9 protein-coding genes and 1 pseudogene are annotated in these 12,689 nt (G+C 61.6%); 6 read left to right on the top strand and 4 right to left on the bottom strand.

What is annotated here, in order from left to right; genetic code table 11:
- The first annotated feature begins 140 nt into the window (after positions 1-140).
- Positions 141-1,031: a DMT family transporter gene (locus BN1800_RS03505; protein WP_086994425.1), complete on the top strand. Its 891-nt coding sequence runs from the start codon at positions 141-143 to the stop codon at positions 1,029-1,031.
- 5 nt (positions 1,032-1,036) lie between these two features.
- Here the strand turns inward: BN1800_RS03505 and BN1800_RS03500 are convergent, their stop codons facing one another.
- The 3 genes and pseudogenes from BN1800_RS03500 to BN1800_RS03490 all read right to left on the bottom strand — a co-directional run bounded on the left by BN1800_RS03500 (position 1,037) and on the right by BN1800_RS03490 (position 5,380).
- Complete coding sequence (locus BN1800_RS03500; RefSeq protein ID WP_244564427.1) at positions 1,037-2,815, bottom strand: B12-binding domain-containing radical SAM protein; 1,779 nt, start codon at positions 2,813-2,815, stop codon at positions 1,037-1,039.
- Between the two features lie 186 nt (positions 2,816-3,001).
- A pseudogene (locus BN1800_RS03495) lies at positions 3,002-4,703 on the bottom strand (DEAD/DEAH box helicase).
- 290 nt (positions 4,704-4,993) lie between these two features.
- On the bottom strand, positions 4,994-5,380 hold the full coding sequence (locus tag BN1800_RS03490) for a hypothetical protein (RefSeq protein WP_086994419.1): 387 nt from the start codon (positions 5,378-5,380) through the stop codon (positions 4,994-4,996).
- Positions 5,381-5,433: 53 nt separating this feature from the next.
- Here BN1800_RS03490 and BN1800_RS43380 point away from each other — a divergent pair, with 53 nt between their 5' ends.
- Positions 5,434-5,559 carry a hypothetical protein gene (locus BN1800_RS43380; RefSeq protein ID WP_280173940.1) on the top strand — a complete coding sequence of 42 codons (126 nt, stop codon included), beginning with the start codon at positions 5,434-5,436 and terminating at the stop codon, positions 5,557-5,559.
- A gap of 84 nt (positions 5,560-5,643) precedes the next feature.
- Complete coding sequence (locus BN1800_RS03485) at positions 5,644-9,021, top strand: response regulator (protein ID WP_086994416.1); 3,378 nt, start codon at positions 5,644-5,646, stop codon at positions 9,019-9,021.
- Here the strand turns inward: BN1800_RS03485 and mnmC2 are convergent.
- On the bottom strand, positions 9,018-9,734 hold the full coding sequence (mnmC2, locus tag BN1800_RS03480) for a tRNA (5-methylaminomethyl-2-thiouridine)(34)-methyltransferase MnmC2 (RefSeq protein WP_086994413.1): 717 nt from the start codon (positions 9,732-9,734) through the stop codon (positions 9,018-9,020). The genes BN1800_RS03485 and mnmC2 overlap by 4 nt on opposite strands.
- Here mnmC2 and BN1800_RS03475 point away from each other — a divergent pair.
- The 3 genes from BN1800_RS03475 to BN1800_RS03465 all read left to right on the top strand — a co-directional run bounded on the left by BN1800_RS03475 (position 9,733) and on the right by BN1800_RS03465 (position 12,637).
- Positions 9,733-10,911, top strand: coding sequence for an NAD(P)/FAD-dependent oxidoreductase (locus tag BN1800_RS03475; RefSeq protein ID WP_086994410.1), 1,179 nt, complete (start codon positions 9,733-9,735; stop codon positions 10,909-10,911). The two genes, mnmC2 and BN1800_RS03475, sit on opposite strands and share 2 nt — an antisense overlap.
- Before the next feature lie 113 nt (positions 10,912-11,024).
- Positions 11,025-11,732, top strand: coding sequence for a DUF1045 domain-containing protein (locus tag BN1800_RS03470; protein WP_086994407.1), 708 nt, complete (start codon positions 11,025-11,027; stop codon positions 11,730-11,732).
- A gap of 47 nt (positions 11,733-11,779) precedes the next feature.
- Positions 11,780-12,637: an AraC family transcriptional regulator gene (locus BN1800_RS03465; protein WP_027508246.1), complete on the top strand. Its 858-nt coding sequence runs from the start codon at positions 11,780-11,782 to the stop codon at positions 12,635-12,637.
- Positions 12,638-12,689: the final 52 nt, after the last annotated feature.

Below are 12,689 nucleotides of genomic sequence, written 5' to 3'. Positions count from 1 at the left end.
AGATGGCCGGGCAGACGCCCGGTCATTTCCGTTTCGCGCCACTCATCAGCGAAACTTGAAATAAGTATCAATGCTTCGCCTTTGACCTGGGCCTGCGGGACGGGTACAGCGCGCTCATTGCCGTTGTCCCAGGATCGCTAATGACCCTCGATCGTTTCGCTCCCGCCATCTTCGTTCTGCTCTGGTCTACCGGCTGGGTTGTCGCGAAATATGCGGCCCTGCATTCGGAGCCCTTTACCTTCCTCGGCATCCGTTTTGGGCTTTCGGCGCTAGCGTTTTTTGGCCTCTGCCGGGTGCTGAAGGCGAGATGGCCGGATCGCGCGACGGTGATGCGGGCGATCTATTCCGGTTTCTTTCTGCATGGATTCTATCTTGCCGGTCTGTGGTGGGCGATCGCCAATGGCGTTCCGGCTGGCATTTCCGGCATCATCGCAGCGCTGCAGCCGCTGCTGACGGCGATGGCAGCACCCTTCCTGATCGGCGAGCGCCTGCAGCCCACCCAGAAGTTCGGACTCCTGCTCGGCTTCTTCGGCATAGCGATCGCCGTTTCCCCAAAACTTTTCGATCCTGCGTCTGCGAGCCTCGTCCATGCGGCGGTGCCACTTGCGATCAACCTCGCCGCCATGGCCTCCGTCACCTACGGCACGATCTACCAGAAAAAACACCTGCAGACCGGTGATCTCAAGACGATTGCGACGCTGCAATATGTGGGTGCGCTTGTCGTGACCGTGCCGCTCGCGCTCACCTTCGAGCGCCTCCATTTCGACGGAACGCCGGAGGCTATCGGCGCGCTGATCTGGTCGGTCTTCGGCCTGTCGATGGGCGGGATCGGGCTGCTTCTTTATCTAATCCGCCGCGGCCAGGTCTCGCGGGCCGCGTCGTTGATCTATCTGATGCCGCCGACGGTCGCGATCGAGGCCTCCATCGCCTTCGGCGAACCGCTGACAGTGCCACTGGTCATCGGAACGATCGTCGTTGTCACCGGCGTTTATCTGTCGAACCGGAAAAGCGCCCGCATGGCCGAGGCTTGATCAAGCTACTGGCCGGCATGGGTCAGCTGATGGATTTTCCTGACATGTGTGACGGCCGCGGTACCGCCGGCTGTCTTGGTGAACAGATCCAGCTTCTCTTCTTCGCTGTCATCGACCGGCGTCAGCGCCTGGTCCATATAGTATTTGGATGCCGGGCTTCTCTTGATGAGGAACGCAGTCGCGCTCATGCGCAGGATGACGCCTGCCAGCGAAACGTGCTTGGTAACGGTTTCCCACACGAATTGCGGCCAGAAGACGAGGGGGTGCGGTTTCGGCATTCCGGGCCGGCGTTCGGAAGGATGCTTCAGCCGCAACAGCCCGCTTTGCAGCGGATGCACATTTTCCAGCGGCACCGTCGTTGCGAAGGACACCAGCACCTTGACGAGGCTTGCAAGCGGCAAGCCGCTCGCAACGGCGCGGCGCAGCAGCGTCTTTACATGCTCCGGCGAATAATAGAGCGACCAGGCCTCGTGATAGATGCTCTCCCATTCCTGCCTGCTCATCTTCTCGTGCGCAGTGCAGACATGTTCGACGTCATAGGTATTTAGGTCGGCGTCCATCGGGACACCCTTGCGCCAAAGCGTCTGGTGATCCTCCGAACCCGGCAGCGGTGTCAGGACGAAGAACTCGATAACATCGAGCGGCAGTTCGTGCTGAATGATCTTGATATCGCGGCGGATGGTTTCCGGCGTGTCGGAAGGAAAGCCCAGGATATAACCGGCGAGCGTCATGATGCCCTGCGCTTTCCAGGCAAGCAGCATCTTCCGGTATTCGGTGATCTTGTTCTGGTTCTTCTTGGCAGCTGTCAGGTTGTCCGGATTGACGTTCTCCAGGCCGATGAAGACCCGCGTGACGCCGGCGCGCTTCGCTTTTTCGATGAAGTTCGGGATCTTGTGGCAGAGCGTATCGACCTGGATCATCAATCCCAGCGGAATGCCATCCTTTTCCTTGAGTTCGATCAGCCGGTCGAAGATCGCTTCCCAATCCTTGTTGCGGGCGAAGTTGTCGTCAGTAATGAAGAACTTGTGGATGCCCTGCGCCCAGTTCATGCGCACCAGCTTTTCGACGTCATCGGCCGAACGGAAGCGGGATTTGCGGCCCTGCACGTTGATGATCGTGCAGAAGGAACACTGGTAGGGGCAGCCGCGACCGGCATCGAAACTGCTGCTGAGGCCGAGCGTGTGCTCGACATTTTTTTTGGGCAGGAAGGGAACCGGCGTGCCGCCGATGCCTGGGAGGTCGTTCATGAAATTGTAGACCGGCGCAAGCTTGCCATAGGCCGCGTCCTGCAAGACCTTGTCGAGCCTGCCTTCGGCCTCGCCGGCGAACATCGAAATGCCCATCTCCCGGCACGCGTCGAGTTCGACCGCCTTGCCGTCGAGCATCGAGAGACAACCGGAGACATGAAAGCCGCCCATCGAAACCGGAATGCCTGCGGCGCGGAACGGCCGGGCAATGTCGAGCGCCCGCGGATACTGGTTCGACTGAACGCCGACCAGTGCGACAATGCCGAAATTGTCATGCTGCTTCAGTAGTGCGAGCAGTTCCGGAATATGCACGCGGGTATTGGTTTCGTCGATCACCTTGATGTCGATGCCGACGCCGGGGCCGAGCACTTCGCGCTCCGCACAGTCGGCTGCAATGCCAAAGAGAGCCGCCAGCGAATTCGAAGGGATCATCGCCCGCCACCAGCGGATTACATAGCCGTCGTCATCATAGTGCGACGGCTTGAGGAGAATGAGCTGAAAGCGGCGGCTGCTGCTCGACGTCAGGGGAGATGACAAAACCTATCTCGCTCGTTGTAGGCAGTTCAGGACGGGTGTGATCAACATGCGTGGCGTTCGTGACGAACACCGGTATGGAATGCACTGACATCATCGTGACGGAATTCTGCCTGGCTGGGCAACCGTCCTGCACGAGCTTAAAATAAAAAAAGGCCGGAAGATACCCGGCCTTTTTCAGTTCTGTTTTCAGGCCTGTTCGCGGCGCTGGCCGCCGCCATTGCGGGGGCCCTTGCGGCGCATGCCGCCGGAGCCGTCCTGGCGCTGTTCGCCATGTGCCTGCTGGCCGCGATCCTCGCCATGCTTGCGGCCAGGGCGGCCGTGCGCATTGCGGGCACCGCCAGGGTGATGGCGGTTCGCATCGGCGTTGCCGTGCGGGCGCTGTTGCGGCTTCTTGCCCGGGCGGAAATCCGAGGTCGAGACGAGATCGTTATCCGGCCCCTGCGGCGTGACTTCGCCACGGCGCTGGCCGCGGAAGTCCTCGTTGCGGGCAGTTTGGCGCTCGGGCCGCGGACGGCGCTCCTCGTTGTTGGCGCGAACGCCGGCGGCTTCGCCTTCGCGGCGCGGACGGCGATCCTGGCGAATGCCGGAGCGTTGTTCGCCCGGACGGCCTTCGCCGCGGCCCTCACCACGGCCCTGGCCACCTCGATTGCGGTTGCTGCCGTTGCCATTGCTGTTACCATTTGCACGGCGGGGCGCAGCACGCATGTCGGCCGGTGCTTCGCCGCTGGCAACGGTGATGTTGATGTTCATCAATTTTTCGATGTCGCGGAGTAGGCGTGCTTCATCAGGGGCGCAGAATGCGATTGCGATGCCGTCGCGTCCGGCGCGGGCCGTACGGCCGATGCGGTGAACATAAGCTTCCGCAACTTCCGGCAGGTCGTAATTGAAGACGTGGCTGACGGCCGGGATGTCGATGCCGCGGGCGGCCACGTCGGTAGCAATCAGCGTCTTGATGTCGCCGTCGCGGAACGCCTTGAGAGCGCGCTCGCGCTGACCCTGGCTCTTGTTGCCGTGGATCGAAGCGACGGAATAGCCGACATGCTCGAGATGCTTCATCAGCTTCTCGGCGCCATGTTTGGTGCGCAGGAAGACGATGGCGCGGCCATCCGGGTTTTCGGTCAGCGACTTCTTGAGGAGATCGGTCTTGTCGTTCTTCCCGTTGACGAAGTGGACGTACTGCTCGACCTTGTCGGCAGCCTTGCCTGAAGGTGTCACTTCCACCTTGACCGGATCGGTCAGGAAATCGGCGGCGAGGTCGGCAATGGCCTTCGGCATGGTCGCCGAAAACAGCATCGTCTGGCGCTTCTTCGGCACCATCTTGGCGATCTTACGCAGGTCGTGCACGAAGCCGAGATCGAGCATTTGGTCTGCTTCGTCGAGCACGAGGTAACGCACGGCCGTGAGGCCGATGGCGCGGCGGTTGATGAGATCGAGGAGGCGGCCGGGTGTCGCGACGAGAATGTCGGTGCCCTTTTCAAGCTGCAGCTGCTGCTTGTTGATCGATACGCCGCCGACAACGACGTTGATGCGCAGGTGCGACTTGCGCAGGAAGTTCTTCAGGTTGACGGCGATCTGGTTCACCAGTTCGCGGGTCGGAGCGAGGATGAGCGTGCGCGTCGTGCGGTTGTCCGGCCGCTTGTCGTCAGCAAGCAGCTTTTCGATGAGCGGCAGGCCGAAGGCGGCGGTCTTGCCCGTGCCGGTCTGGGCGAGGCCGATCAGATCGCGGCCTTCGAGGAGAAGCGGGATTGCCTGCGCCTGAATAGGCGTTGGCGTTTCAATGCCGAGCTGAAAAAGCGTGGCGACGATCGGCTTGGAGACACCAAGCGATTCAAAATTAGTCAAGGCATAACCTTTCGGGGCGCCGAAACGACGTGCCGGATCGCACCATGCGGTCCAGTATCATTCTTGGCGTCAAGAACCCCGCGTGAAGTGGGAACTTGTGTGTTGGAAAAACTTTCCAGCGCTTCTGGCCGCACTTGGGATCGCGGCATCCTATGAAATGCGCTTTTGTCCTTCTTCTTGCGTTTGTCTTTTTTCGCAGGGGCAGCTCACGCGGCGGCCGGAAGGTGAAAGCTGGCCTGCATTTGGTCTAGTTCGGGTTGAAAGTCAAGGGACGAACGCGAGAAAGGCGTTGCAGGCGCCGCCCGAGCAGACGGCGCCGTGGCGCAGACGGGCTCCTCAATAGCCGGGGCAAACCCGGACGGTGACCCACACGTCCGCTCGATGATCGTAGCGGCGTTCCACATCGCAATATCGATAGCTGCGGTAATGGACCGGGTAGGGCCGGTAGTAGGAGCGGTAGTAAGGCCGGTAAAAGGGGCGGTCGTATGGGCGATAGACCGGATAGGGTCTGTAGTACGGCCTATAGTAGTAGGGTTCGGGATAATACCCGTATGCCGGATAAGGCCGCACGGCATGCGAGAGCAGGATGCCGCCGATGGCACCGGCGGCGACACCGCCCCAAAACTGATGATTGGCATGCGCAGGTGTTGCCGTAACGAGCGAAGTGCTCGCCAAAGTCAATGCCATCAGGGCCGCCGCCATGCCTTTATGAAGTACGGACATGATCGTCTCCTTTCGTAGACGAAGCTCGTTCTTTGAAGCCGTCAGGAGAATCCGTGGCAAAACGCGGCCAGCTGATCGAGTTCAACCTTACAACGAAGGAGAGTATAGCATGGTTCCAGCCCGCTTGCGCTAACGCCGTTGCCTCGATCCGGCGCCGCGCCGCAAAAGCGCTTGCCTAATCCTTATGGTTAAAGCTCTGTTAAGCCGCGCGGTTGTATGGTCGGCCTTCTCATTCATTCATTCATTGCAGGAGCGGGCGCTTTTTGACATCTGCGGGGAACCTTCTCGAACTGGCCTGCAGCCGGATCGCTGATCTGGAGACCCCGGCCTATGTCAAGAACAGCGAGCTTCGCTATGTCGCCGTCAACGAAGCCTATGCCCGCTTCTTCGGCAGGGAAATTTCCGATTTCATCGGCGGCCGGAGCCGCGAAATCCTCGACCGTCCCGAGGAAGAGGAACGCGAGGACAAGGAGCGCCGTGCTCTGGTCTTCGGCACCGAGGAAACCGTTATCTGCTTCGATCCCGCCGGAGCCACCCATGAGCGGGTGCGAATCGAAAGCTTCATGCCATCGGAGGACCGGGCCTATGTTCTCGGCATCTTCGAGGCGCGCGTGCAGGTGCGCCGCCCGGTCCTTTCGGGGCCGGATCAGGCGCTGCTCGCCGATTTCGAGCGCGTCCGCGCGACGGTGGAAAAGCTCGATCATCCGATCGGCATTTTTGCTGACGACGGCCGGCCGCTGATCGTCAATTCGGCCTATCGAAACGGCGGCGGCAATGCATCGCCCGCTGAAAACGGATGGCACGAGAGCGTGAATGAGCTCGATCTCCTCCGCACCATCATGGAAGATCTGCCGGTTGCCGCCTTCGTGCGCGACGAAAACCACCGGCTCGTCTATGCCAACCAGTATTACGAGACGTTCACCGGCCATATCCGGTCGAAAGTGCTTGGACTGACGGAGTTTGAGATGTTCGGCGAGGAGGGTGGCGCCAGCATCTACGAAGAAAACGTGCTGGCGCTCAAGGAGGGCTCGCTTACGGAAGTGGAAGGAAGGCTTCCGAGCACTGACGGCACGGTCTACCCGATCCTGTCGCGCGTCAATCGCGTCCGGACGCCGGACGGCAAGGTCTATGTCGTCGGCTCCTTCTCAGACATTTCCCCACTCAAGGAGCGCGAAGCCGAACTGATCGCATCGCAGACGCATGCCGAAGTCCTGCATCGCGACATTGAAAACATCCTGCGTTCGCTGCCGGTTGGCATGCTGATCCTCGATAACAGTCTCGATATCCTCTACATCAACGACGAATTCTACGCGATATGCGATCTCCCGCCTGAGGATCGTTTCGACGGACGGCCGTTCATCGACGTCATCCGCCGCAATTACGAACTCGGGCGTTACGGCTACGGGCGTAGCCCGGAAGATATCCTGGCAGAGCGCCAGCGCCATTTCGGCGCGGATGCAGAATCGGAACCGATCGAGCTTAGCTGGTCGGGCCGCAAGTCGATTATCTTCGACAGCCGCCGCATTTCGAACGACCGCATCCTGCTCTCCTATTCCGACATGAGCGCCATTCGCGCGAGGGAGAAGGAGATCCACGAGGCGCGCGCTGCCCTGGAGCATCTTGGCGAACTGATGCGGGACGCGACGCGGGCTATGCCGCAAGGGCTCGCCATCGTCCAGGACGGTCTCATAAAGCTCTCCAACGATGCCCTTTCCCGCGTCCTCAGCATTCCGCCTGAATATCTGGTGGCGGGCAGAGGCTGGATCGACCTCTTCAATTTCTGCGCCGATCGCGGCGACTTCAAGGGTGCAGCCGCCGATGTGCTGCACTATTGGCGCACCAACATTACCGAGAAGCAGCCGATCGCTACCGTGTTCCACGTCGCCGGCGAGCGCTGGGTGAACATGGAGGCGACGATCAGCGAGCGCGGGCATTGGGTCGCGCTCTTCACCGACGTCACCGAAATGAAGGAGCGTGAGGAAGAGCTTCAGCGGCTGCTTGCGCGCGCGGAGGCAGCCGACCGCGCCAAGTCGGAATTCCTCGCCAATATGAGCCATGAAATCCGCACGCCGATGAACGGCGTGCTCGGCATGGCCGAGCTCATGGCGAAGACCGATCTCGATGCGCGGCAGAAGACATTCATCGACATCATCGTCAAGTCCGGCAACGCGCTTCTGACGATCATCAACGATATTCTGGACTTCTCGAAGATCGACGCCGGACAGATGACGCTCCGCAAGGCGGCCTTCGATCCAGTGGAAGCGGTCGAGGACGTCGCGACGCTGCTCTCTTCGCCGGCCGCCGAGAAGGACCTCGAGCTTCTCGTGCGCGCCGATCCGAACCTGCCTGCCGCCGTCATCGGCGATGCCGGGCGGTTTCGCCAAATCGTTACGAACCTCGTCGGCAACGCCGTCAAATTTACCGAGAAAGGCCATGTCTTCGTCGATATCGGCTTCCGGCCGGGATCAGACGGCGAGATCATGGTCGAGATCAGGATCGAGGATACCGGCATCGGCATTCCGGACGACAGGCTGCAGTCTGTCTTCGACAAATTCTCGCAGGTCGATTCCTCTTCGACGCGGCGTCACGAGGGCACCGGCCTCGGTCTTGCCATCACCGCCGGCCTGGTCGATCTCTTCGGCGGCTACATCAACGCTGAAAGCGAGTCCGGCAAGGGCTCGGTCTTTACCGTCAATCTGCCCTTAGCCATCGCCGCCGCCCGCCTCGAGCCCAAGCCGTTGCCGGTCAATGTGCGCGGCGCGCGGGTGCTCGTCATCGACGACAACGAGGTGAACCGCCGCATCCTCACTGAGCAGTTGGCACTCTGGGGCTTTGACGGCGTGGCTGCGGAGGGCGGCAGGATAGGAATGGCCATCCTCGAGGCCGCGCACCAGATCGGCGTCCAGGTCGATGCCGTGGTGCTCGACTATCACATGCCGGAAATGAACGGCGCGGAAGTCGCGCACATGATACGGGCCGACGCCCGTTTCGAGAACCTGCCGATCATCTTCCTGACCTCGATGGATATCTCCGGCACGGAGAAGGAGTTTGCGGCCCTCAACGGCCATGCGCATCTGATGAAGCCGGCGCGCGCCGATCTTCTTCGCAACACGATCGTCGAGGTCGTGCGCGCAAGCCGCGTGAAGCAGGCATCGGCGGCGGAAATCGTTCGCCTGCAGGCCGGGCGGGAGGTCAAGGAGCCGGAGGCTGCCGCGCCGCCCGTCGAGTCGCCTAGGGCATTCATCGATGTGCTCGTCGCAGAGGACAACGAGGTGAACCAAATCGTCTTCACGCAGATCCTGCAGGGCACGGGCTTGAGCTTCCTCGTTGTCAACAACGGCCAGGAGGCGGTCAATGCATGGCAGGCGCATACACCGCGCATCATCATGATGGATGTCTCGATGCCGGTGATGAACGGGCACGACGCGACCCGCGCGATCCGCGCCCGCGAGCGCGGGCAGGGGCACCGCGTGCCGATCGTCGGAGTTACGGCGCATGCGCTCGAAAGCGACCGCGAACTCTGCCTCGACGCCGGCATGGACGACTATATGTCAAAGCCGATCAGCCCCGAACTGCTGGAAGAGAAAATCCAGTTTTGGCTCGGCAGGAGCGAGCAGTTGCCTGGCCGCTCGGGGTTTTAGGGTTTTACGCCGCAAAGCATCTCGCGCTTGCCGGCGAAACCCTTGCGCCGTTCGACGGTAAAGCCTGCGGCAATCAAATTGCGCCTGACGAAGCCTGCCGCGGCATAGGTCGCGAAGCTGCCGCCGGAGATGGTCTTCTCGCAGACGAGCCGCATCAGTTCTTCCGACCACATGTCGGCGTTGCGCGACGGTGCGAAGCCATCGAGGTACCAAGCGTCGAAGCCTGGTTCGGCGGCCGCAACGCCATCGATTGCCGGGCCGCAGACGACGCTCAGCGTTGTCTGGCCGTCCAGCGCAAGGGTGACGGTGCCTTGTGGTTCGCCCGGCCACAGCGCTGTCAGCGCCTGCCGCTCGGCATCGATTTCCGGCCAGTGCGAGAGGGCGCGGCCGATCTCCTCGGTGCGCATCGGATGGAGTTCGAAGGAGATGAAGTGCAGGTGCTGGCCGGTCTTGTGGTGGCTCTTCCATTGTCGCCATGTTTCGGCGAAGTTCAGCCCGGTGCCGAAGCCCAATTCTCCAATGCGGAAGTCATCCTTGCCGGTCCAGCGCTCCGGCAGGCCGTTGCCCGCCAGAAAGACGTGGCCGCATTCGAGCCGGCCATCCGTCTGGCAATAAAAATGGTCGCCAAAGGCCGGCGAATAGGGCATATCGCCGTCGCGCCATTCAAGCGGCTGGCTCGTGCTGCCCATCTGGTCGGGATCATTGTCTGTCATGCCTAAAGCCGATAATGCGGCCGTCTCCTCCGGTCAATCGTCCTTCAGCTTGCTGATCGCGGGCGGCGGCATTATGGGGCTGTGGGCGGCGGTGCATGCCGAACGCCTTGGCATTGATACGCTGCTCGCCGACGCAGGCGCGTTGGGGCAGGGCGCCAGCGGCGGCCTGCTCGGGGCGCTGATGCCGCATATGCCGGACAAATGGAATGCCAAGAAGCAGTTCCAGTTCGATGCGCTGGTTTCCCTCGAAAGCGAGATCGCCGCGATCGAAGCCGCGACCGGCCTATCCGCCGGCTACCGCCGCTCGGGCCGTATCATCCCGCTGCCGAAGCCGCACCTGCGCAAGATCGCGCTTACCCATTCCGCCGATGCCGAAACGCATTGGCATCAGGGCGGCCGCGACTTCTACTGGCATGTCGCGGATGCTCCGCCGGTCGCGGACTGGATCGATCCTGCCGCTGGCGAAAGCGGCTTCGTGCACGATACGCTCGCCGGCCGCGTCGCGCCCCGCACGCTGGTTGCCGCCCTTGGCGCATTTCTGAGGCAGGCAAAGCATGTGAGCATCATCGAGAATGCAGCAGTCGGCGGTCTCGAACCAGAACGCGGGGTCGCCGATGTGGGCGGAAAGATCGTATGCTTCGGCCGCTGCATTGTCGCGGCGGGCCATCAGTCATTTCCGCTTCTGCAGCAGTTCACGCCCGGATTGGAAAAGCCGCTCGGCCAGCCGGTCAAGGGGCAGGCGGCGCTACTGAAGGCTGAGATCGATCCCGCCTTTCCCACCATCTTCCGCGATGGCCTCTATATTGTCGCGCATGAGGGCGGCTATGCCGCGATCGGCAGCACCAGCGAGAACCGTTTTGACGATCCGGCGTCGACGGATGCCCAGCTCGACGGGCTGGTCGAGGCCGCGCGCGAGATGGTTCCGGTGCTTCGGGACGCCCCGATCATCGCGCGTTGGGCCGGCCTGCGTCCGAAGGCGATCGACCGTGATCCGATGATCGGCCCGCATCCGGCGTATCCGAAGCTCATCGCCTTGACCGGCGGCTTCAAGGTCAGTTTCGGCCTTGCTCACCGCCTTGCGGAAGCTGCCGTGCATATGGCGACCGGCCGATCCGCACCCTTCGTTCTGCCGGAAAATTTCGCGCTTTCGAGCCACATCGTGGTTGCTTCACGTTAAACGTGAATTAGAAGCCGGTTCTTTTCGTTATTCTGTCATGCAAATCACCTATCTGCTTGCGCATCGACGGCGCCGGAATCGCCCGCGCGCCTTCCTTCGATGGAGGAGATTGCATGCGCTATGCCATTTGCTTCACGCCTGCGCCGAGCGATCCGCTCACCCAGGTGGCGGCCAATTGGCTTGGCCGCAACGTCTTTTCCGGCGAAATGGTTGAACCTCCAGCCATTCGCGGCATCGGCATCCACGAAATCGCATTCCATACCGCCGTGCCGCGCCGCTACGGCTTCCATGGCGTGTTGAAGGCTCCGTTCTATCTTGCACCGGATGTTTCGGAATCACAACTCTTGCGTGAAATGATGCGCTTCTCCGGCAGTCTGCAGCCATTCCTAATTCCAAGCGTTGAAGTGGCGCGCCTGCGCAATTATTTCAGCCTCGTGCCGTCGGTTCCCTGCGATCACATACATTATCTCGCTTCCGCAGTCGTGCAGCATTTCGATCGCTTCCGTGCGCCGCTCTCCGAGGCGGAGATCGAGCGCAGCGATCCGGACGGGCTTTCGGCCGCGCAGTTCGCCAACCTGTATCGCTGGGGCTATCCCTATGTAATGGACGAATTCCGCTTCCATATGCCCTTGACGGGGCCAGTCAATCTTGTCGACATGCCGCGCATCGAGCAGGCGCTCAGCAGCGTCTTCGACGCTGTCCTTGCGGAACCGGTCGCTGTCGCCAACATCGCACTGATGATCGAGGAAGGCACCGGCGGGCCGTTCCGGGTCCATTCGCTGCATCCGATGGGCAAGGTTAGCGCGCGCAAGATCGCCTGATCACTTTTGTTCAAGAACGGGTGGCCCGAAGATGCTATATCCGGGTGATGGACAACATCTCCCAGGAACAGGCGACCGGGGCCATGCCGCTGTCGCGAGCGGAGACGACGCGATTCTGGCGTGACAGCCGTTTCGGCGGCATGGAGTGCCTGAGCGCGACGTTCCTCACGCATGAGTTTGCACCGCACGCCCATGAGACCTTCAGCATCGGCGCCATCGAAAGCGGCAGCCAGATCGCGACCATCAGGGGCACACGCGAAAGCTCAGGGCCTGGCGATCTCTACCTGATCAATCCCGGCGAAATCCATGACGGCGCGCCTGTGGAGGGCGGCTATCGCTACCGGATGATTTATCCGGACATGTCGCTCTTCCGTGAAATCCTGGAGGACGTCACCGGCCGCGCCTTCGGCGGTACGCCTGCCTTCGGCAAGCAGATCCTTCACGATCCGCTGCTCGCCGATGCTTTTCACGATGCTCATCGCGCGCTGGAATCGGGCGTCGGCGCGCTGGAAACCAGCCAGGGCATGTTCCTCGTGCTCGAGGCCATGTTCCGGCATCACGGCAGTTCGATCATCGTGCCGGTCGATACGCGGGAGCGATCCGCCGTGCAGCGCGCCCGCGACTACCTGATGGAAAACTACGTTTCCGATGTCGGGCTTGAAGAGCTCGCCGCGGTGGCGGACCTCAGCCGCGCGCACCTGATCCGCGCGTTCCGCAAGGAATTCCACATCACGCCGCACGCCTTCCTCACCGATATCCGCATTCGCGTTGCCCGGCGCAAGCTGCAGGCGGGCGGACAGCCGGCCGAGATTGCGCTCGAATGCGGCTTCGCCGACCAGGCGCATTTCAGCCGGCATTTCAAGGCGCGCACGGGAGTGACGCCCGGCCAATACCGCGCGCGGTAATCACTTTCGTTCAAGACGGCCATTCATCTCCATTCTAAGACCTCCCAGCAAA

This window comes from Rhizobium sullae, assembly GCF_900169785.1.
Lineage (GTDB): Bacteria > Pseudomonadota > Alphaproteobacteria > Rhizobiales > Rhizobiaceae > Rhizobium > Rhizobium sullae.
The sequence above is the reverse complement of the archived record's forward strand: the minus strand, read 5'-3'. Positions and strand labels throughout refer to the sequence as shown.